This window comes from Streptomyces sp. NBC_01334 (genome assembly GCF_035983595.1).
GTDB classification, from domain to species: Bacteria; Actinomycetota; Actinomycetes; order Streptomycetales; family Streptomycetaceae; genus Streptomyces; species Streptomyces coriariae.
In genome coordinates this window covers 373496-394418 of record NZ_CP130719.1, presented here as the reverse complement: position 1 = coordinate 394418, position 20923 = coordinate 373496, and the positions used below count along the sequence as shown (strand labels likewise).

15 protein-coding genes and 5 pseudogenes are annotated in these 20923 nt (G+C 69.1%); 6 read left to right on the top strand and 14 right to left on the bottom strand.

Translation table 11 applies throughout. The annotated features are described in order from the left end of the window. Positions 1-141: 141 nt before the first annotated feature. From OG736_RS46375 to OG736_RS46365, 3 genes and pseudogenes are all read right to left on the bottom strand, one after another. Complete coding sequence (locus OG736_RS46375) at positions 142-1173, bottom strand: protein kinase family protein (protein WP_327188195.1); 1032 nt, start codon at positions 1171-1173, stop codon at positions 142-144. Positions 1174-1443: 270 nt separating this feature from the next. Then, positions 1444-1767, bottom strand: a complete 324-nt coding sequence (locus OG736_RS46370; protein ID WP_327188194.1) for a hypothetical protein — start codon at positions 1765-1767, stop codon at positions 1444-1446. A gap of 552 nt (positions 1768-2319) precedes the next feature. Continuing rightward, a pseudogene (locus OG736_RS46365) lies at positions 2320-2436 on the bottom strand (ATP-dependent DNA ligase); the annotation flags it as partial. Positions 2437-2771: 335 nt separating this feature from the next. On the opposite strand from OG736_RS46365, the pseudogene OG736_RS46360 reads away from it, so the two are divergent. Further along, positions 2772-3182 (top strand): annotated as a pseudogene (locus OG736_RS46360) (transposase); the annotation flags it as partial. Here OG736_RS46360 and OG736_RS46355 read toward each other — a convergent pair. Next, positions 3175-3576, bottom strand: coding sequence for a hypothetical protein (locus OG736_RS46355; protein ID WP_057603766.1), 402 nt, complete (start codon positions 3574-3576; stop codon positions 3175-3177). The pseudogene OG736_RS46360 and the gene OG736_RS46355 overlap by 8 nt on opposite strands. Before the next feature lie 210 nt (positions 3577-3786). Between OG736_RS46355 and OG736_RS46350 the strand changes: the two are divergent. The 4 genes and pseudogenes from OG736_RS46350 to OG736_RS46335 form a co-directional block, all read left to right on the top strand. After that, a pseudogene (locus OG736_RS46350) lies at positions 3787-4264 on the top strand (IS5 family transposase); the annotation flags it as partial. Positions 4265-5136: 872 nt separating this feature from the next. Beyond that, positions 5137-5307 carry a DUF5670 family protein gene (locus tag OG736_RS46345; RefSeq protein ID WP_020131495.1) on the top strand — a complete coding sequence of 57 codons (171 nt, stop codon included), beginning with the start codon at positions 5137-5139 and terminating at the stop codon, positions 5305-5307. A gap of 638 nt (positions 5308-5945) precedes the next feature. Then, positions 5946-6275: an STAS domain-containing protein gene (locus tag OG736_RS46340; RefSeq protein ID WP_327188193.1), complete on the top strand. Its 330-nt coding sequence runs from the start codon at positions 5946-5948 to the stop codon at positions 6273-6275. Between the two features lie 18 nt (positions 6276-6293). Continuing rightward, a complete protein-coding gene (locus OG736_RS46335) occupies positions 6294-7064 on the top strand; it encodes a transposase family protein (protein ID WP_327188192.1) in 771 nt (256 codons plus the stop codon). Positions 7065-7140: 76 nt separating this feature from the next. Here OG736_RS46335 and OG736_RS47475 read toward each other — a convergent pair. Then, positions 7141-7293 (bottom strand): annotated as a pseudogene (locus OG736_RS47475) (IS5/IS1182 family transposase); the annotation flags it as partial. A gap of 112 nt (positions 7294-7405) precedes the next feature. Between OG736_RS47475 and OG736_RS46325 the strand changes: the two are divergent. After that, positions 7406-8191: pseudogene (locus OG736_RS46325) on the top strand (tyrosine-type recombinase/integrase); the annotation flags it as partial. A 503-nt stretch (positions 8192-8694) separates the two neighbouring features. Here the strand turns inward: OG736_RS46325 and OG736_RS46320 are convergent. From OG736_RS46320 to OG736_RS46280, 9 genes are all read right to left on the bottom strand, one after another. Then, on the bottom strand, positions 8695-9744 hold the full coding sequence (locus OG736_RS46320) for a tetratricopeptide repeat protein (protein WP_327188190.1): 1050 nt from the start codon (positions 9742-9744) through the stop codon (positions 8695-8697). Next, positions 9741-11093, bottom strand: coding sequence for an MFS transporter (locus OG736_RS46315; RefSeq protein WP_327188189.1), 1353 nt, complete (start codon positions 11091-11093; stop codon positions 9741-9743). The genes OG736_RS46320 and OG736_RS46315 overlap by 4 nt, the downstream gene beginning before the upstream one ends. Before the next feature lie 553 nt (positions 11094-11646). After that, positions 11647-11826, bottom strand: a complete 180-nt coding sequence (locus OG736_RS46310) for a hypothetical protein (RefSeq protein WP_327188188.1) — start codon at positions 11824-11826, stop codon at positions 11647-11649. Next, positions 11823-15395, bottom strand: coding sequence for a glycoside hydrolase family 32 protein (locus tag OG736_RS46305; protein WP_327188187.1), 3573 nt, complete (start codon positions 15393-15395; stop codon positions 11823-11825). The genes OG736_RS46310 and OG736_RS46305 overlap by 4 nt, the downstream gene beginning before the upstream one ends. An 84-nt stretch (positions 15396-15479) precedes the next feature. Next, the gene (locus OG736_RS46300; RefSeq protein ID WP_327188186.1) at positions 15480-17012 is read right to left on the bottom strand and encodes a glycoside hydrolase family 32 protein; all 1533 of its coding nucleotides are present in this window, start codon (positions 17010-17012) and stop codon (positions 15480-15482) included. After that, the gene (locus tag OG736_RS46295) at positions 17009-18052 is read right to left on the bottom strand and encodes an ATP-binding cassette domain-containing protein (protein WP_327188185.1); all 1044 of its coding nucleotides are present in this window, start codon (positions 18050-18052) and stop codon (positions 17009-17011) included. Before OG736_RS46295 ends, OG736_RS46300 begins: the two co-directional genes overlap by 4 nt. Beyond that, positions 18049-19002, bottom strand: a complete 954-nt coding sequence (locus OG736_RS46290) for an ABC transporter ATP-binding protein (protein ID WP_327188184.1) — start codon at positions 19000-19002, stop codon at positions 18049-18051. The genes OG736_RS46295 and OG736_RS46290 overlap by 4 nt, the downstream gene beginning before the upstream one ends. Positions 19003-19005: 3 nt before the next feature. Then, the gene (locus OG736_RS46285) at positions 19006-19926 is read right to left on the bottom strand and encodes an ABC transporter permease (RefSeq protein WP_327188183.1); all 921 of its coding nucleotides are present in this window, start codon (positions 19924-19926) and stop codon (positions 19006-19008) included. Positions 19927-19939: 13 nt separating this feature from the next. Beyond that, the gene (locus OG736_RS46280; protein ID WP_046916609.1) at positions 19940-20917 is read right to left on the bottom strand and encodes an ABC transporter permease; all 978 of its coding nucleotides are present in this window, start codon (positions 20915-20917) and stop codon (positions 19940-19942) included. Positions 20918-20923: the final 6 nt, after the last annotated feature.

Here is a 20923-nt window from a genome sequence, read left to right as displayed (position 1 = left end):
TCCGCGACCAGTCCCCAAGATCTGTGCCAGAGCCGAGAAATGACTCCACCTGGCGGGCCCCGCTGCGACAGATTGAGCCCGTGCCGGGCCAGGAGCAGCTGGCCGACTACATCTCCAGCCGCAAAGAGCCCGGAGACCTGCTCAGCTGCGTCGTGACCTGTCCTCATGAAGGGCCCGGCGGAGCGCCTCCAACGGGTACGGGGTCTCCCTGTTCTCGTCCTGGATCTTGCCGTAGAAGTCCGTCATCACTGCGGCGAGCGGTGCATGGCGGGAGAGGATGGCCCTGGCCTTTCGCGGTCCGTCCGGCGGATCCTCCCCTTCCGCGCATGCGCGGATAAGTGCCTCGCGGTCTTTCCGCTCGCAGCCGTATAGAGCTGTAATCAGCCTGTTCACCAGCCAGCTGCGCGTGTAGCAGCGATCGTAGGTCCTGTGCAGTTCGAAGAAGCTGGTCTCGGACGGTGACAGATCGAATCGGGAGGAGACGGCGAGGCCGTAGTCGGCGAAGTAGAGGCGTCTGCCGTCGACCAGGATGTTCTGAAAATGGGCGTCGAAGTGCAGAAGCCCGCGAGCGTTCATGAAGGACGTGCCGGCCTCCAACTCGCCCTCCACCAGGGAACAAGCCCGGTCGGCAGACTCTTCACCAGCCTGCACCTGCTCGGCAAGCCACTCGTCGAGCGTCTGAGGGATGTACTCCAGGAACAGCGCGAGACTCGCAGAGGACTGCTCAAGGGCCTCGATACGACGGCGTACCTCCGGTCTGCCTCCCCAATAGGCCACGACCCGCTCCACGTCCGCGAGTTCCTCGGGAAGCACGGCCGTGTCCGGCAGCACGCGCCAGTGGTACATCATCGGGAACCCTTGGTACTGCCCTCCGAGCACCCAGTTCGTCGTCATGGTGTGAACGGCAAGCTCCCGCCACGCCCCGAAACCAGGCCCCCCGCCGACGCCGTACTGGCAGAAGGTGGGAATCCCAAACAGGTTGGCCGTGGACCGTGCATGCTCCAGCAGCCGCTCCATATCCGTGAGCGGCACCCGCTTCACGAAAACCGGCTTCCCGCCCACTTTCAGCAGCGCAGACCTCCCGCCGATACCGGAGCCAAGCGGCACGGCGGCATCCGAATGCGTAGACCGCTGGTTCGACGAACCAGCGGCAGAAGCTGGGGTCCGGGTCATAGACGGCTGCGGCCATCAACGGGGCGAAGAGCCCCTCGGGCAAGCAGGCGCGTTCGAGTAGTGGCTTGCGTACCGCATGGGCCAGGTGCCGTGCGCGGCGGGCTTCCGGCACGTCAGCCGGGCTTCCGAGACCCAGCAGCCGCGCCACCTCGGCGGCGCAGGACAGGAATGAGGGTTCAGCTGCCTCGTTGTGCTCTTCTTCGGCCATGGCGGCATTCTGGACTGACCTGATGCCAGAAGGCACGGGGCGATGGTTAGTCCACCAGCCGGTCACGGCTGACGGCCCGGCTTCGGTACCCGCCGCAGCTCCTCTCTTGCCGCATCCGCGAACGCCTTCCGGGCCTCGTTCAAACCCGTCATGGTATCCGACCAGCGCCTACCCCACGGCGCCGTCAGACGTTGTGGGGAAGCCTGATCATCCAGCCATTTCCGCGCATCCGCGAAGCCGGACTCCATAGTCTGCACCACACTGTCTACCGGCTCCGGCCCCAATAGCTGAACCCGTTCCAGGGGCCGCGCCACCGGAGCCCACGCCCGGTCCGCCTGCTCAACGATCTCCTGGTGGAACTCGTGGATTTCCCCACGGCTGTCCATGGCGTGCTCCAAGTCGTCCCAGCCCACAACGACCTGGTTGAGGGCGATGACAGCTGGTCCCAGGCGTCCAGGAGGCCGACGTAGGCCTGTTGGCGTTGTTCGCGTAGCCATTGGTCGTGCTGCGCTTCTGCCTGGTCCGTGGTCTGTCGCCGAGATCCCCAGTAGGAGCCTGCGAAGGCGAGGAGGCCGGCGGCTACGGCGGCGATGATGGCTGCCCAGGCTTCGGTCATGCGGGTCATCCTGCCGGGCCGGGCCGCGTGTTGTGCATTGCACTGCAATGCACAACGCGATACGGCGTGCCCGCCTATCGTGTGCGCCTGTGTGGTCGACGGGGTCAGTGTCCACGGGGTGTTCAGTTGCTGGCTGGTGAAGAGTTCCTCGAGGGCGGCCCGGCGCCGGTGGTACGGCCACATCGTTGTGTCGGTACCGGCCAGGTGGAGCACATCGAAAGCCGAGGTGGGCGGGCCATCGCGTCGCGGCCGCTGCCCCGGCACTTCCCCGTCGGGGCAGTCGCTGCTGGAGCCGCTCGAAAGCGAGTCGGCCTTCCTCCCACACCACCAGTTCCCCGTCCAGGCCGGTGTCGCCGGGCAGCTGCGCGGCCGCCGCCCGGATCTCGGGGAACGACGGTGTCATATCGGTGCCGCGGCGGGAGCACAGCAGGATGCGGCCATGGGCGTAGCGGGCGAGCTGGGCGCGGTAGCCGTCCCATTTCGGTTCCGCGGCCCAGCCGGGCGGGGTCGGCGGTCGGGGTGGTCAGTATGGGCTGGGGCAGGTGCCACGTCACCGGAGATCTCTTCCACCGGACGGCCATATTTCCCACAGTCCGTCCGGAACGATCCATCCCCACCGTCCACTCCCCATGCCCAGGACAACTGTCAACTGGCCATGTAGGACACGGTCTTAGAACTCATGCAGATAGGCGACGAGTAGATCCCGGCAGCAGGACAGGCACAGGTCTCGAATGATCATGGAGTTGCGACGCTCTGTGATCACTGAGGAGACCTGTGCCTGTACTGCCAGCATGGCTCACCGACGCGCTCTGGGACCAATTCTCGGCGCTGCTGCCCGAGCGGTCGGTCTTCCATCCGGACCATCCGCTGGGCTGTCACCGCCGACGGATCGGCGACCGGATCGTGTTCGACAAGCTCCTCCAGCTCCTGCGGTTCGGTTGCTCTTACGAGGCGATTGTCGATACCACCTGCTCGGCCACGACGATCCGCAACCGCCGTGACGAGTGGATACGCCTCGGCGTATTCGCCCAGTTCAAACAGCTCGCACTTGAGGCCTACGACCGGATCGTCGGCCTCGTGCTAGTGCAGATCACCGCGGACGGTGCGATCACCAAGGCGCCCGGCGGAGGCGAAGCGGCCGGACACTCACCCGTCGATCGGGGCAAGATACGGCTTGTCAGGTCAGCAGGGCGACCGAGTAGTCGAAGGTGGTCCCCGTGACGGTGTAGGTGGCCGTCTGGCCGTTGTCGCAGTAGGACACGTAGGAGCTGCCGTACTCGTTGGTCCCGCCGACCGCCTCGACGTAGGGGCGGATGTCGGTTCCCTCGGGTAAGGCGGTGGTGGACAGGTCGATGATCCTGGTCTGGTTGATCGGATAGTCGCCGGTGGAGGCCGACTGTTCGCCGGTGCGGGCCGAGGCGGTCCAGGACAGGACGAAGCCCGCGTTGTTGACGACGGCGACTTTTTGCACGCAGGGCTGGGCCTGCGCGGGGGCGGCGGCTGCGGTCACACAGGGCAGTGCCGCCATCGCCGTGGCGCTGGTCAGGATTGCGGCCGACCGCCGCAGTATCCGGTTCATGATCAGATCTCCCGTCCCGGCCGGAACTGTTCCGGCCGCTACCCGCGAGTGACCCGATGAGGCATCAGGAAACTTGTGCGCAAACGGAGTTGTGAGTGTCGCGGGTTGAGGAGGCCTTGACGGCCAGGGGGGATCCAGGCATTCGCTGTCCTGGGCGAGCAGTTACCCCGGGTCGTTGCATGGTCCCGTCTGCTTACGCACTGGATTAGGGGGGATCACGTCGGGCCGTCGCCGGTCGACCGAGCCCGTCCCGGCTCCAAGCACCACCTGATCGTCGACCGCCGCGGAACCCCGCTGGCCGTGTCCGTGACGGGCGGAAACCGGCATGACGTGACGCAACTGATCCCGCTGCTGGACGCGATCCCCCGAATACGGGGCTTCGAGGACGTCCGCGCAGCAAGCCCAAGCGGCTGTTTGCCGACCGCGGCTACGACTACGACAAGTACCGCCGGAGGCTGTGGCAGCGCGGCATCAAGCCCTTCATCGCCCGACGCGGCGTCGCCCACGGATCCGGCCTGGGCAAGACCCGCTGGGTCGTCGAGCGCACCTTCGCCTGGCTCCACCAGTTCAAACGACTGCGCTCAAACGACTGCGCACCCGCTACGAACGCCGTGCCGACCTCCACCAAGGCCTCTTGGAACTGGCCTGCAGCATCATCTGCCTCCGACGACTCCGCACGTCATTGTGAAACGATCAGTAAGACGCCGGATGACCGGCTCGTAGGTGAACTACCACTCTCGCCACGGATCTGCGGGATGGGCCAGCTCGGTCACCACGTGTGAAGGTGTTCGACGATATCGAGGTACCTGGGCGGGATGCCGAAGTGGATGAAGAATGCAGGCCTCGCGTTGGCGTTCTACGGACTGCTGGCGGTCCTGATCCGATTCGCGAACGGTGGAATTGGCTGGGGCCCCGCCCTGCTGGCTGCCCTTGTGGCTACGCCGCTGGGGTTGTGGATGGTGTGGTTGCGCCGCCGTATGACGGAGCAGGCGCAGGACTGGGGGCGTCGGAGGTTCCGGCCGTGGCCCGAGGAACGGCGTCGCTGAGTCGCCGGCCGGACAAGGCGTCTGCGGTGCGGAAACGGTGGCGGGGCAGTCCCGTCGAGGCCCGCAGCGGGCGATGCAAATAGAGGCTGCGGCCGATCCTTAGTGAACGCCGCGCGCCGCTCCGCAGCTGCATACGTGGTGCTGCCGACGCGCCAGGCTGAGCCGCGCCCACGCCGCACGAGCTCGTCTACGGGGCGCCCCAGGCGGGTCCGGTGCCAGCTGCCGCCGAGGCCCGCTCGCAGTCGTCGGACTCCGGTCCTCCAGAGATGCGGGGGATTCGACCCCCTCCGTAGCCGGTGGCCACGTTGATCTGCCGGCACGGGGATCACCGCGCACTGAACAGGCTGTGGAACCGCCAGCAGCAGCCTGACGGGGTGTGAACGTCACCGTCATCTGCGTGCCCCGCCAGTGGAGGGTCCGGTCCCACTGCCCGCAAGAGCAGCGAAAAAACCAGGTAAATGAGCCGTGTGCTCTTCGATTCGCCGGGCACCAGGAGCAGCGGAGGTTGATAACTATGGTTCCCCTGCTTCTCGTTCTGCTTCTGGCTCTGATCCTCTTCGGTGCGGGCTTCGCGCTGAAGGCACTGTGGTGGATCGCCGTCATCGTGCTGGTCGTCTGGCTGCTGGGCTTCGTCATGCGCAGTGCGGGCACCGGCGGACGCAAAGGCCGCTGGTATCGCTGGTGACCCGGCCAACAGCAGCCTTCCTGTGGGCCCCCGGAGGCAGTCCGGGGGCCCACAGCCATGTCCCGCCACGTCACATCCCTTCCGACAAATCGTGTAACGACCATCTTCTCGGGCACCAGACCCCATAGCTGGGGCCCGGTGAAGCAGCGGAATCTGCACCTCCAACCACCGGACCCCAGCCACACCACTCCCGCTTTTCACGCCGGCCGGCTGCACTCGAGCGCGTGGAAGCACGAGGCGCGGCCGATGACGGCGGGGCGGGACGCGTCGGGGACGCGGTCGATGGTCGCTTCGGCCACCAGCCGGATGACACGGGTGCTACCGGGCGCGGTCGGCCACCGTGCTGCCGGCCCGGCCACCCAGCAGGTGCTGCATCGTCAGCTCTTACCGGCTTCTCATCCGTGATCAACGGGGAACGAGCTCCGCACGGTGCGGGCCTCACTTCCCTCGTCACCGGCCCCGCGCCTTCATGGAGCGGCGCGGTATACGAACCCGGATTTTGTTAACCATGCGACCGCTCATGGGCTTGCGTGGGGTCAGGACGCCGACTCTGTCGCGTGGATCGCCGGAGGGAGAACGAGGTGGTCACATGCACGTATCCCCCCCTGGCCGTCTCTCAGCACACCACCCCTGCCGGCGTGCACGTCCTGACGCTGAGCGGGGACATCGACTACAGCAGCGTGCCCTTCGTGGGCTGGGCGTTCGACAGCGGCGCAGGCGAGAAATGCGCACCCTGCACGGTCATCGACTTCGAACACGTCACGTTCATGGACTGCAGCGGCATCTCCTTCCTCGTCTACGCCGACCATGCCGCGCAGGACAGCGACGACTGGCTCCGCCTTGCCAACGTTTCCCCACCCGTGCAGCGGCCACTGCACCTCGTCGGCCTGGACGACCTCATGCCGATGTATGCCACGCTCCAGGCCGCCCTCCCCGCCTTTGCTAAAGCGTGTTCCAAAAGGCCGTGATCAGGGCATTCCCCTTGTATGGCTGGGGTGTTGAGGGCCGATCCGTTGTGGGTCGAGACGTTCACGGGCCTGCGGATGCGGCAGTTCGAAGGCTTGTTACGGGTGGTGCGGGAGCGGGGCGGCAACGGTCCTGGCGGCGGCCGGCCGTGGTGCCTGCCGTTGGCAGATCGGGTGCTGCTGGTGGCGGTCTACTACCGCACCAACCTGACCATGCGACAGCTCGCGCCGCTGTTCGCCGTCTCGCCGGCGACGGTGTGCCGGGTCATCCAGCGGCTGCGGCCCCTCCTCGCCCTTGAGCCCTTTCCCCGGCCCGCCGACACTACGGACCGGCTGTGGATCGTGGACGGCACGCTTGTCCCGGTCCGCGACCGGAAGATCGGTGCCTCGAGCCGCAACTACCGGTTCTCGGCAAATGTGCAGGTCATCATCGATGCCGACACCAGGCTGGTCGTGGCCACCGCTCGCCCCGCCCCGGGCAACCGGGCCGATGCCCAGGTCTGGCGGAACTCCGGTCTTGCCCAGCACTGCGACGGCGTCACGGTGCTGGGCGACGGCGCCTACATCAACACCGGACTCGTCGTCCCGCACCGAAAACGGCCTGGCCGGCCACTCCTCGCGGGTGAGGAGGAAGACAACGCCGAGCATCGTCGGGTCCGTGCCCGCGTCGAGCACGCCTTCGCCCGGATGAAGAACTACAAGATCCTCCGCGACTGCCGGCAGCGCGGCGACGGCCTGCACCATGCGGTCCAGGCCGTCGCCCACATGCACAACCTCGCCTTGGCAGCATGATCAGGGCAGCAGAAGCCCCGGCTTGGCCTGCCCGAACACGACCTTCTGCAACATGCTTTAGGTTCTGTCTCTTTGGTCAGCGTCGGGCCCAGATGAGGATGCCGGCGAGGTGGAGTGCGGCCTGGTAGGCGATCGCGAGTTTGTCGGTTCGGGTGGCCAGGCCGCGCCACTGCTTGAGGCGGTTGATACACCGCTCAACTGTGTTCCGCTGCTTGTAGGCTTCACGGTCGGCCCAGTGGGCCCTGGAGGACCCCGGCCGGTGGGGACAGTGGGTCGCGCCCTGCCCCGTCAGCCAGCAGGACCTGAGCCGGCGCAAGACCACCCGGCGGCGCAAAGCCCGGATGGACGCCCGCACCCGCGAACGGCTCCCTGTGCTGCCGATCCTCGTCCGCTCCGCCGACCAGCAGCGCCGGGACTCAGCAGCCCTGCTCGCCGCCGGGCGGCTGGCCAGCCCTGGTCAGCAGTTCAGCGCCGCCGACCAGACCCTGATTCGGCTCCACCGCCCGCACGCGAACCCGGACAACGTCTGGGCCAAGGACCTGGCCACCGGACAGCGGCGACTGCTCAACCGCGAGGAAGACAACGCCTTCTGGGCCTGGGCCATCATCGAGGTTCTGCGGCACACCGGTGTCCGCGCCGAGGAGATGCTGGAGCTGAGCCACCACAGTCTGGTCCAATACCGGCTGCCGACCGCCGGGGAGATCGTCCCCCTGCTGCAGATCGCCCCGTCCAAAACCGACGCCGAACGGCTGATGGTGGTCAGCCCCGAACTGGCCGACGTGCTCAGCGCGATCATCTGCCGGATCCGCGACGTTGGCGGCGCTGTCCCGCTGGTCCGCGCCAGGGACTACCACGAACACGTCTGGATGCCGCCAGCCCCGCTGCTGTTCCAGCGCTGCGTCGCCGCCGAACCGCAACGCATCGCCCGCGAGCGTGTCAGCGCATTGCTGGACGATGCCCTGTCCCGCACCGGCCTGGTCGACCAGGCCGACGGCACCCCGCTGCACTACACCCCGCACGACTTCCGTCGAATCTTCATCACCGACGCCATCCTCAACGGCCTGCCCCCGCACATCGCCCAGGTAATCGCCGGGCACCAGGACATATCCGTGACGATCGGATACAAGGCGGTCTATCCGGAGGAGACCATCAGAGCCCACCTGGCCTTCCTCGCCCGCCGCAGATCCTTGCGTCCCAGCGAGGAATACCGCACCCCCACCGACTCAGAGTGGCAGAAGTTCCTCGGCCACTTCGAGCGGCGAAAGGTCGCCACCGGGCTCTGCGGCCGTGCTTTCTCGACCCCTTGTATTCATGAGCACGCTTGTCTGCGATGTTCGATGCACTGGCCAGACCCTGACCAGCGCTTTCGCATCAAGGAGATCCGCGACAACCTCATCGCGCGCATCTCCGAAGCCGAACGCGAAGGCTGGCTCGGCGAGGTCGAGGGCCTGCAAGCCAGCCTGGCCGGGGCAAACGACAAGATCGCCCAAATCGACCGGCGTTCCCTCGACGGCGCCACCGTCGACCTCGGCTTTCCTGCCGTCCGAAACGAGGAACATGGAGCGGGCTGCCCGATGCTTCCTTCGGGTTGCGTGCTGCCGTCGGGTGGCTGCGGGGTGTGGGCTGGGGTTCAGCGTCTGGTCAGGGTGGTGAGGGTGGGGTGGTCGGGCCGGACTGTGGCGGTGAGGATGGCCCGGGCACGGGCGTCGAGGGTGTGGGCGTGGTCGGGGTTGCCGAGGGTGCGGTGGAGTTCGGCGAGGTTGGCCAGGATGGGGGCGAGGTCGGGATGGTCCGGGCCGAGGGCCTGTTCCAGGGTGTGCAGGGCCCGCTGGTAGAGGGTTTCGGCGGTTTGGTGGCGGCCGAGCTGGTGGGTGACGGCGGCGAGGTTGCCCAGTGCGATCGCGTAGTCGGGGTGGGCGGTGCCGTGGGTGCGTTCGAAGACGGCCAGGGCGTCGTGGAGAAGGTGTCCGGCTTCCTCGATGCGGCCGAGTCCGAGGAGGATGGGGGCGAGTGCGGCGCGGTCGTCGGCGACCGCCGGATGGTTGGGTCCCAGGGCGTGTTCGCGGATGGTGACCGCTCGGCGGGCCGGTTCCTCGGCGGCCGCGTAGTCGCCGCGGGCGTGGGCGAGGCCGCCGATGTTGTGATAGATGGTCGCCAGCCCGGGGTCGCCTTCGGGCAGGACGCTTTCCAGGAGGGTCAGAGCGGTGCGGTAGCAGGCGGCGGCCTGGTCGAAGCTGCCGCTGTACTTGGAGACCATGCCGAGCTCGTTGTGGAGCATGGCGAGATCCATGGGGTCAGGCTCGGAGGCCCCAGAGGTGGCCAGGGCGTCGTGCAGGATCTGCTCGGCCTGGCGGTAGCGGCCCCGGGAGCGGTGCAGGGCCGCGAGTTCGAGTCTGGCGTGCAGGAACAGCTGGATGCCGTCGGGCTCGGCCAGGTGCCTTCCGGCCAGGTCGGCGGCTTCGGCGTATCGGCCTGCGGCCGTTTCGGTGTCACCGACGGCCTGCTCGACCATGCCGGTCAGCAGGACGGCGTTGGCTCGCGCCAGTGTCCCGAGGGTGGCCGCCAGCGTTCCGGCGCGGTCGGCCAGGTGCCGCGCAGCCTGGTGGTCGCTGTCGTCCAGCGCCTGTAGGCAGGCCGTGAGTGCCTTCCGCAGCAGTGTTGCGTCGTCCTGCGGGGTCATGCCGGTGCCTCCTGCTGGTGGGTCGCCGCCGGAGTAGCGGGCTCGGTCGCGCCGTCCGGTGCGGGCGGGTCGATGATGTCAACGCCGGGCAGGAGCCGGCGTCTGAGTGTGACGGCCAGGGCTGCCGCCGCAGTGCACGCCAGTGTCAGGCCGACGAGCAGCACGGTGTCGAGACCGTGCTGGAGCAGCAGGCCCGCAGCGGCCGGGCCGAGGGCGAACCCGGTGGTGTAAGCGAACGCGGAAGCGCCGTTGTACCGGCCGCGTAGCGCCTGGGGTGCGATGTCGTTCACCAGGGCCGGGAGGGCAGGTGCGAACAGAGTCTCCCCGAAGCCGAAGACCACCGCGGCCGAGACGAACAACATCGCGCCCACACCCATACCCAGGTGGCTGCCGGCGAGGACCAGCATCCAGGAGCACGCCCACAACGCGCACAACACCACAATGGCGCCGGTGCGCCGCCGGCCCCGCGCCGCGCGCAGCACCAGCAGTTGGCAGGCGGTCACTGTGGCCGTGTTCGCGGCGAATGCCCAGCCCACCACCGCGGCGCTCATCTGGGCGGAGACAGCCAGGAGCGGGAACGCGGTGTTGAACTGCGCGAAGCCGACCGCGACCAGCACCGCGATCAGCAGCCACAGCCGGACGAAAAGCCCGTCCCGGGCTACCGCCCAATAGCCGCCGGCCGGGGCTTCGGCCGCGCCCTCGACGTCCACCGCCACCGGTGCCGGGCCCGCGGGACGGTTGCGGGCGGCCCACAGGAGGGGGATCGCCAGCAGGAAACTGGCGGCGTCCAGGGCGTACAGCAGCACGAACGACGACGGGCGCCCGACCTGCGCGATCACCGATGCCAGCAGGCTGCCCGCGGCCAGGCCCGCGTTCATTGTCGCGTGCCGCAGCGCGAACACCGACGAGCGCCGCCGCTCCGGCACCACTGCGGCCAGCAACGTGTCCAGCGCCGGCCAGGCCAGCGCCGCACCGAGCCCCGCCACCGCGGCTCCGGTGAACGCCTGCCACACATTTGACACCGTCGCCAGCATGACCGCCCCCATGCTGGCGGTCGCCCATCCCAGTGCCAGCACCGGGCGCGGGCCGAACCGGTCCGCCCACACCCCGCCCAGCGGATTGCCCACCAGGCCCGCCAACGCCAACGTCGTACATACTGCCCCCGCGGTGCCCAGGCTCAGCCCGCGCACCGTGTGCAGGTAGACCAGCAGGAACGGAAGCGTCAGCCCGGAACCCACCGCCGACAACGCGTCGGCCCCCAGCACCGCCCACACCTGAACCGGCCACACCGGCCCCTCCGTCGTCCACCGACGCAACATCTTGACCACCAGCTCAGACCACCCGTCCATCCCGCCCACACCACCCACGCGCGAGCGCGACTGTCATGCCCTTCACATGGCACGGGCCGGGCCGGCACTTAGCGCCGACCCGGCCCGCCCAATCCGCCCCAGCAGGAGACGCACGCGGCGCCTCCTGCTGCCGCCTCATCCGGTCAGCGGGCAACCACGGCCTGGTTGTGGTTCATGCTGCCCGCGCGGCGCACCACGGCCTGGTTGTGGTTCATGCTGCCCGCGCGGCGCACCACGGCCTGGTTGTTCTGGGTCATGAGCTTCCTCCTGGTGCCAATTGGCTGGTCGCCTGAGTCTCTGTGGTGGACGACCGTCCGGGATGGGTAGCCACTACTCAAAAGGGGAGTGCGCGGAGGATGGATCGGCCAGGGTGGCGTGAGCGCGGCAGTTGGGCCAGGACCGGACGCGGCCGGCAGGCATTGGAGGGCCGGGCTGGCGCTGTGAGCGGGCCCCGAGCGCGCCGATGTCCAGGCGGGTGCCCAGGTCGAGCCGGACCTCTCCGTATGGGCGGACACGCTGCCCTGGTGCAGAAAAAGGGGAAGGACAGGTGGGGTCAGCCCTTGACGCCGCTGGAGGCGATGCTGCCGACGATGGCGCGACGGCCGCCGATCTCTATGGCCTGGCGCACGATGCCCTGCGCCGACAACAGCGCGTACTGCTCCCGGTCGGCCCGCTCACCGAGCACCCAACACCTGCGATTGGCGCGGAACAGGTCGGCTTGACCAGCGGTCACAGCTCCTGCCCGTAGGTGTCCTGGTACGCCGCCCTCCCGCCGAACACATTCAGGGCGATGTGGCCATCGGCGTATGTCGTGTCCGTCACGTCGATGATCCGTGTGCCGTTGAGGAACACCTGGATGCGGTCGCGCTCGGTGAGGATGCGGACGGGGTAGGTCGTGCCGCGGCGGACCAGGGCCGGGACGCGGGCGAGGGCGGCGCCGTCGTCGAAGAAGCCGTTGGCCTTGGCGACCAGACGGATCACGCGCAGGTCGGGGTCGATGTTGAGGCAGTAGGCGTCGGCGCCGTCGGAGGAGGCGCGCCAGAGGAGGGAGAGGGCACCGCCCGTGTCCGGGTCGGGGCCGCCGAGCCGGACCAGGGTGGTGAGGTCGAAGTCCGCCGTCGTGCGGGACGAGATCGCGTTGGAGTCCTTGTCGAAGCTTCCGGCGCGGCCCGCGCTGTCCGTCGACCAGCGGCCGACAGGGGTGATCGTCAAGTTGCCGAGGTCCGAGCGGAATTCACCGCCGGTCGGGGCGGCCACCAGCGGCTTCACCCGATCCACCAGGCGGCAGGTGCTGTCCAGCATGTGCACCTTGAGCGAGTCGATGTGTGCGGTGCCGCCCTTGGCGTAGAAGGCCATGCCGTCGGCGTCCGGGCCGGGGAAGATCAGGCTGGTCACGGCGGTCTGTCCGTCCGCGCCGAATGCCTCGACCGAGGACGAGTCGACGTACACGCGTAGGGTCACGCGGCCGTCGGTCGTCTTCATCGGCGCGGTGGTGCGGCCCGTGAAGTACTGCGTGAAGTCGCTCAGGCCCGATGCCGAGCGGTCCACGAACAGTTCCTGGGCCTCGGCGTCGTATCCGACTGTCGTGTGCTGGTCGTCGTCGGTCCGGAGCCGGAAGCCGATCTCCTTGGCGGTGCCGAGGGTGATCTCGGCCTCGATCTCGTAGGCGATGCCCCGGACTCCCGCGAGCGGGTTCGCGGAGGTGGAGCCGACGGCGAGGTCCTTGCGGATTGTGGTGGATGTGCGCAGAGTGACCAGCTCCGGGACCGGGCGCTGCGCCAGGCGTACGCCGTCGGCTGTGTCCGTGAGGGTCAGTTCGCGGGGGGTGCTCAGCTGGCCGTTCCAGCCGCCGGTCGGGGCGCTGAAGGGGTAGTCCCAGTTGCTCATCCAGCCGAGCCAGACGCGGCGGTGGTCGGGCAGGCCGTAGAAGGACATGGCGGCGTAGTAGTCGCGGCCGGAGTCGGCGCGCAGGACGGTGCCGGCCTTCTGGTCGGGAGTGAAACCGGTGCCGTTCCACTCACCCGTGAAGTACTGGGCGGCCGAGCCGTTCGTGGTGCGTACGGCGCCAGTGCTCAGGGTGAGGACCCACTTCACCTTGTCCTTGTCGCCGTCGACCGGCAGTGGGAAGAAGTCTGGGCATTCCCAGACGCCGGGTGTGGCCCAGTCGCCGTAGCCGAAGGAGCTGACCTGGGTCCAGGTGAGGAGGTCGGTGGAGGTGAAGAAGCGGATGTGGTCGCCGCCGGAGACGACCATCAGCCACTGGTCGTGGGCCTCGTCGCGGATGACCTTCGGGTCGCGGAAGGTCCAGCCGGCGTCGGGTCCTCCCGGGTTCTGCACGGCCGGAGTCGAGCCGCCGTGCAGCTGCCATGATCGGCCCTTGTTCTTGCTGTAGGCGATGCGCACGCTGGCGTTTCCGCCCGGCTTGTCCGGGTGATAGCTCGTGTAGTAGGCGATCAGGCCCGAGCCGCCGTCGAAGAGACCGGAGGTGTCGTCGGCGTCCACAACCGCCGAGCCCGACCAGCAGTTGCCGTAGGCGTTCCAGGGCAGGGCGATCGGCAGGGCCTGCCAGTGGACGAGGTCGGTGCTGACCGCGTGCGCCCAGCGGCCCTCGTCCTGGTGGAAGAGGTGGTATTCGCCGTCGTAGTAGACCAGGCCGTTGGGGTCGCTGGTGGAGCCGCTGAGCTGGGAGTAGTGGTACGTGGGGCGGTACGGCTCGGTGAAGTATTCGGCGGTGCTGCGGACCTCGACGTTCTGAAAGTACGACGCCCCGTGCGCGGCCGCGGTGCCGACGGTGGCGCCCGTGGTTCGGGACACGCGGGTCTTGAGCGCCCGTACGCCGTCCACGTACACCTCGATTCTCCTGTTCGTCGCGCGGGCCTCGACGCGATAGGTGCCGCCGGACGCGATGGGCCGGACCGGGCCGGAAGCGGAGGCGAGGCGGGTGCCGGAGGAGCGGTCCAGCAGGACGACGGCGTTGCGGCCGGCTTCCAGGCGGGCTTCGTAGCCGCCGGAGCCGTTCGCGGACGCGCGCAGGACCAGACTGGCAGAGGAGGAGGGGCCGCCGGGTGTGATGTCGGCCCTCGCCACCAGGTCGCCGTCGGTGAAGGGGGCCGTGCGCAGGCCGTTCTCGCCGCGGATGCCGCGCAGGTCGGGGGTCCAGGTGCCGGAGCGGGCCGTCCAGCCCTGGAGGCCGGTGGCGAGATCGGCCCCGGCGATGTTCTCGAAGGACACCTCGCCGGCCGATGCCGTGACGGCGAGTCGGCCTTTGGTGTGGGTGGAGTCCTGGGCGGTGATGACGGGGCTGTAGCCGTCGGGAGAGAGGAAGTTGGTCTGCCAGTGCACGCGCAGTTCGTCGCGTTCGGCTTCGACGCGCAGGCGGTAGACCGTGTCGGCCTTGATGGTGGTCGTGTAGGTGCCGAGGGTGACGTTGCCGTCGATGCGGTAGAGCCTCAGCCTGCCCTGGTCCGCGTCGACTTGGACGCCGTAGCCGTGCGTGGCCGTGGCGTCGGTGCGCACCAGCAGTGAGGCGATGGCGGAGGCGTCGTGCAGGAGCAGGTCGGCCTGGAGCGCGGTGTCGTAGGTCTTGGTCGTGGTGATGGCGCGGGCGGTGGCTCCCTGGGTTGGGGCCGCGCGCCAGCCCAGCGGACTCGCCGTCCAGGTGCCGCCGCTCGTGGTCCAGCCGGTGAGGTTGGTGGTGACTGAGGAGAGGGAGGGCGGGCCGAAGGTGACCGTGCCGTCCTGGGCGAGCAGGCCCACCGAGCCGGTGTCGTGGCGGTGGTCCTCGGTGTGGAGGAGCCGCTTGCCGTCGACATGCACCGTCAGCTCGGGTCCGTCGACTGCCACTTCGAGGTCATAGGGTCTTGCGGTCCGCGTGCCTGGAAGTGGAGCGGTGGCGAGTGTGTCGCCGCCGGTCAGGTCGTAGAGCCGTATGCGGGCGCGGCCGGGGTCGAGGGCGACCGCGTATCCGGTCGAGCCGTCCAGGGCTGCCCGGAACACCAACGCGCCTACGGCGGAAGAGGATTGGGGCGTGACGCGGGCCGCGTACGTGCCCTTGGTCGCGAGTTGCTGCTCGGACAGGGCGAGGGCGGGCCCGCGACGGTCGGCGGTCGCCTTCTGGCCGCCGTCGGAGGTGCGGGTCCAGGTGCCGGTGACGGGGATGGGGTCGGGAATCGGGGTGGCGGCGGGGGGCGCTCCGGCGGCGCTCGGGGTGGCGGCCTGTGCTGCGGGGAGGATGCCTCCGAGAGGCAGCAGGGTGGCGGCGGTTCCTCCGGCGAGCAGGAGGGTGCGGCGGGACACGCTCATGGCAGCTCCTGAGGAGAGCAGGGGAGGGTGGGCCACGGCCCGGGGGGACGTCCACCCCGCGGGCCGTGGTCGTGTGTAAGACCGTCACGGCCACAGCGGCCGGGGTCCGTCGGTGAAGGCCGACGCCATCTGCCAGGCGTCGAACCGCTCCAGGGTCACGTCGCCGTCGGCACCGATACCGACGCTCACGGCCTCGTCCGGGCGGGTGGGGTAGATGCGGGCGGTCAGGGCACGCCCGTTGGCGAAGACCTCCAGTGCGGAGTGGTCGACGAGGACCCGCAGGTCGACCCGCCCGTCGGGGTCCAACGGCAGCTCGCCGTACCGGGGTTCGGTGTCGACCGTCGGGTCGAGGCTGCTGGTCTCGCGGCGCAGGCGGAGGGTGCCGCCCGTTCCGTCCTGCGCCCTGCTCACCTCCACGACCGTGCGTTCCGCGCCGTCCGGTGTCTCGCGGAGCACGAGCCGGGCGGTCGCTCCGGGAGCGAGACGCAGGGTTGTCTCGATGTCCAGCTGGTCCCCGCGCACGGCGGGCAGACGGGTGTACGGGTCGGCCTGCCGGCCCGGAGCCACCTCTACGTGCTCCCGCCGCAGCTCGGTCAGCTCCGGTACCGGGGCCTGGTGCAGGCCGCCGTCCGTGGCGAGCGTGACGACCCTCGGCAGGGACATCACGCCGCACCAGCCGGCCTGCGCGTTCGCCTCGTCCGTCCGTCCCTCCTGGAGCCAGCCGAGCATGATGCGGCGGCCGTGCTCGTCGCGAGTGGACTGGGGGGCGTAGAAGTAGCGTCCGCCGTAGTCGAGGCGGTGGAGGGCGGCCGGGGTGAAGGTGTCGCCCTGGTAGCGGCCGGTCCAGTACAGGGGGTGGTGGGTGGTGCCCTCGTCCCAGGCGGAGAAGACCAGCGCGTCGGTGGTGCTGGCCTCCTCGTCCTCGCCGAGCCGGAAGAGGTCGACGCACTCCCACATCGTGCCGGTCCAGTCGAGCTCGCCCTGGTTCTGCGAGGCCTCACCCGTCAGCAGGGGGCCGACGTAGCGCCAGCTGCGCAGGTCGTCGGATTCGTACAGGAAGGCCGTTCCGCCGACGCCCCGGATGCCCGAGCCCACCAGCTGGCGCCACACCTGGCCCTCCCGCCAGACGCAGTGGTCGCGGAAGGCCGTGATGTCGACGCCCTCCGGCGGGGCGGTGATGACCGGGTTGGCCAAGTCTTTGGTCCAGTACCTAAGATCCGCTGATCCCCTGGCCACGCAAGGGAGTTCACGCTCGCCGTGCCTGCCCGAGTAGACGAGCGTGGGCACTCCCCCGTCATCGACGAGGACTCCGGACCAGCAGCCGTCGCGGTCTGGGCCAGTGGTGCCGGGGACGAGGGCGACCGGTTCGTCGGTCCAGTGGACGAGATCGGTGCTTGTGGCGTGGCCCCAGTGGATGCGGTGGTGGGCGGCGGCGAGCGGGTTGTACTGGTAGAAGAGGTGGTAGACGCCGTTCCAGTGACTCAGCCCGTTGGGGTCGTTGAGCCAGCCGCCGGGCGAGGTGAAGTGGAAGCGGGGGCGGTGGGGGTCGCGCAGGGCGCGCTCGGCCAGCCCGTCGGCGGTGGGGCTGCCGGAGGGGAGGGTGAGGTCGTGGGTCATGCGGCGGTGGTCTCCGCTTTCTCGGTGTCGTCTGGGGCCTCGCCGTCCGGCCGGTCGGTGGCCTTGAGGACGCGGCGGGCGATGTCGGAGGCGGGTGCGCGCAGATGGCAGCGCACCCAGTGGGGTTGTCCGTCGTCTTCGCCGACGATGTGGCGGACGGGGTCGATGCGGCTGCACGTGCCGTCGTCGCCGTAGGGGCAGGAAGTGGGGTTGAGGATCGCCTCGCGCAGGCGGGCGCGCTCGACGGGATCGTAGCTGCCGACCCGTTCGGGGTCGGGTACGGCGGACAGCAGCAGGCGGGTGTAGGGGTGGGCGGGGGCGTCCATGACGGCCAGTGCGTCGCCGCCCTCGACGAGTTCGCCGGCGAACATGACCATCGTGGTGTCGGCGAGGTAGCGGGCGGAGCCCAGGTCATGGGTGATGTAGAGCATGGCGATGTTCCGCTCGTCGCGCAGGCGCCGCATCAGGTTGAGCACGCCGACACGCACGGAGACGTCCAGCATCGACGTCGGTTCGTCGGCCAGGATGAGGCGCGGTTCCACCGCCAACGCGCGAGCGATGGAGACGCGCTGACGCTGGCCGCCGGAGAGTTCGTGCGGGTAGGACTGGAGCATGTCCTCGGTCAGGCCGACCGTCGCCATCAGCTCGCGCAGCGCCTCTGGTGTGGCGGAGTGGCCGTGCAGGACGAGGGCCCGGGTGAGGAAGTGCTCGATGCGGTGGACGGGGTTGAGTGAGCCGAAGGGGTCCTGGAACACCATCTGGACCTTGCGGCGGTACGCCCGTGATGCCCGGCGCCGCTCGGTGCGCAGGACGTCCTCGCCGTCGAGCAGCACCTGTCCGGCGGAGGGCTGTTCGAGGCGGGCGAGACAGCGGGCGATGGTGGACTTGCCGCTGCCGGACTCGCCGACCAGGGCGGTGATCCGGCCGGCCGGGAGATCGAAGGAGACGTCGTTGACGGCTCGGACGCGGCGCCGGGAGAAGACGGTGCCGACCTGGAAGTCCTTGGTCAGACCGCGTACGGACAGCAGGGGCTGGGTCATCGCGGGGCTCCCTGGGCACTCTGGGCCGCCCACCGGCCGGGGGCGATCTCGCGTAGGTCGGGGATGTTCATGGAACAGTCCGAGCGGTCCTCGGGACAGCGGACGTGGAAGCCGCAGCTGTCGGCGGTGCGCGGGGCGTCGAAGAGGCCGGTGAGTTCTTGGCGCGGGCCGGTCAGCGGCGGGAAGGCGTTCATCAGCGCCTCGGTGTAGGGGTGGAGCGGATGGGCGAACAAGTCCTTGGCGTCGGCGAGTTCGACGATCCGTCCGCCGTACATCACGCCCATGCGGTCCGACAGCTCGACCATCAGGGACATGTCGTGGGTGATGAAGAGGATGGAGAAGCCCAGCTCCCGCTGGAGGTCGCGGATCTGCGCCATGATCTCCTGCTGTACGACCACGTCGAGCGCGGTGGTCGGCTCGTCCATGATCAGCAGCCGGGGGTGGAGTGCGACGGCCATGGCGATGACCACGCGCTGGCGCATGCCGCCGGAGAGCTGGTGCGGGTACGCCTTCAGCCTTCCCGGGTCGATGCCGACCAGCTGAAGCAGCTCGCCGGCCCGCTCCCGCGCGGCCCGCTTCTTCATCCGCTCGTGGGTGGTGAAGATGTCGACGATCTGCTCGCCGATGGTCAGGACGGGGTTGAGCGAGTTCATCGCCGACTGGAAGACCATGGCGATCTCCCGCCACCGGAAGGCGCGCAGCTCGCGTGCGTCCAGGGCGAGGACGTCCCTGCCCTGGAAGCGGATGCTGCCCGCGGTGATCTCCGCCGGGGGCTTCAGCAGCCGCATCACCGCGTTGGCGATGGTCGACTTGCCGCAGCCGGATTCTCCGGCGAGGCCGAAGACCTCTCCGGCACCGATGGAGAAGGAGACGTCGTCGGCGCCCACGACGGTGCGCCCGTCGCCGCGGTATTCGACACGCAGGCCGTTCACCTCAAGTACGGGTTCCATGGCTCAGCCCCTCCTCTCACGGCGGGCACGGCGGTTGCGCAGCCTGGGGTTGGTGATCTCGTCGACCGCGTAGTTGACCAGCGCGATGGCGAAGGCGACGAGGGCGATGCACAGTCCGGAGGGGACGAAGGCCCACCATGCGCCGGTCATCAGCGCGCCGTCGTTGCTGGCCCAGTACAGGTTGGTGCCCCAGCTGACGACGCTGCTGTCGCCGAGGCCGAGGAACTCCAGGCCGGCCTGGGCGCCGATGCCGAAAATCACGCAGCCGAGCAGCGTGGTCATCACCACGGACGCCATGTTGGGCAGGATCTCGCGGAACATGATCCGCAGGGGGCGTTCTCCGGTGACGACGGCGGCGGCCACGAAGTCCTTGCCGCGGATCGACTTGGCCTGCGCGCGCAGGACCCGGGCCGAGCCCGCCCAGCCGGTGACGACGAGGACCAGGATCACGGTGGAGGTCCCAGGCGGCAGGAACGCGGCCAGGATGATGAGCAGCGGAAGGCCGGGCAGCAGCAGGAAGACGTTGGTGACCAGGGTCAGCGCGTCGTCGACGACGCGGTCGAAGTACGCGGATGCGAGGCCGACGACGATGGCGACCGCGGTTGCCACGAGCCCCACGGTGAACCCGACGAAGAGGGAGCTTCGCGCGCCCCACAGGGTAAGGGCGAGCACGTCCTGTCCCTTGGCGGTCGTACCGAGCCAGTGTGCGGCCGAGGGTGCCTGGCTGCCCGTGGAGTTGATGAGCGACGGGTCGCCGGGTGCCAGGACGGGTGCGAGCAGGGCGAGCAGGGCGAAGAGAGCGAGCAGGATCAGCCCGGTCAGTGCCTTCTTGCTGTCGATGAGCTGGCGCAGCAGTCCGCGCCTACGGGAAGCACGCGCGGGGGCCGTCGGCGTGGTGGCCGTGGCGATTTCGATGGCGGTCATGTCGGCAGCCTCCTCAGCGGACGCGGACGCGCGGGTCGAGGCGGACGTAGACGAGGTCGACGAGGAAGTTCGCGATCAGTACCGCCGCCGTGATCGTCAGGAAGATGCCCTGCATCAGTGGGTAGTCCAGGCCCTGGACGGCCATCAGCAGCTGATAGCCGATGCCGGGGTAGGCGAACACGACCTCGGTGAGCAGGGCGCCGCCGACGACGAAGCCGAGGGCCATGCCGAAGTTGGTGACGGAGGGCAGCAGCGCGTTGCGAGCGGCGTAGCGGAACATGATCCGTGAGGGGCTGAGCCCCTTGGCCTCGGCCATGGTGATGTAGTCCTCGGCCGTCGTGGCGATCATGGTGTTGCGCATGCCGAGCATCCAGCCGCCGATGGAGACCAGCACGATGGTCAGCGCGGGCAGCACCAGGTGGGTGGCGACGTTGGAGAGGAATTCGCCGTTGAAGCCGGGGGTCAGTCCGACGTCGTAGGCGTGCCGCATGGGGAACCAGCCCAGGCTCACCCCGAACAGGTACAGCGCGCCCATGGCCAGCCAGAAGTACGGGAACGAGCCGACGAAGATCAGCAGAGGCGGGAAGGCGGAGTCGAGGACGCCGCCGCGCCGCCAGGCGGCGACGATGCCGAGCAGGTTGCCGAGCACGGCCGCGATGACGAGCGCGACGCCACCGAGGAGCAGGGTCCAGCCGATCTGCGAGCCGATCACGTCGGAGACCGGGGTCGGGAAGCGGGAGATGGAGATGCCGAGGTCGCCGGTGAAGACGCTCTTGACGTAGGAGACGTACTGCTCCCAGAGGGGGCGGTTGTCGAGGCCGAAGAGTTTCCGCAACTGGGCTATCTGGTCGGGCTGCATGGTGCCCTGGGCCTGCGCGAACATCCGGGAGACCGGGTCGCCCGGCATGAAGCGCGGGAGAACGAAGTTCAGGGTGATGGAGGCCCAGAAGGCGAGCAGATAGAACCCCAGGTTGCGCAGGATCAGACGCACGGGTCG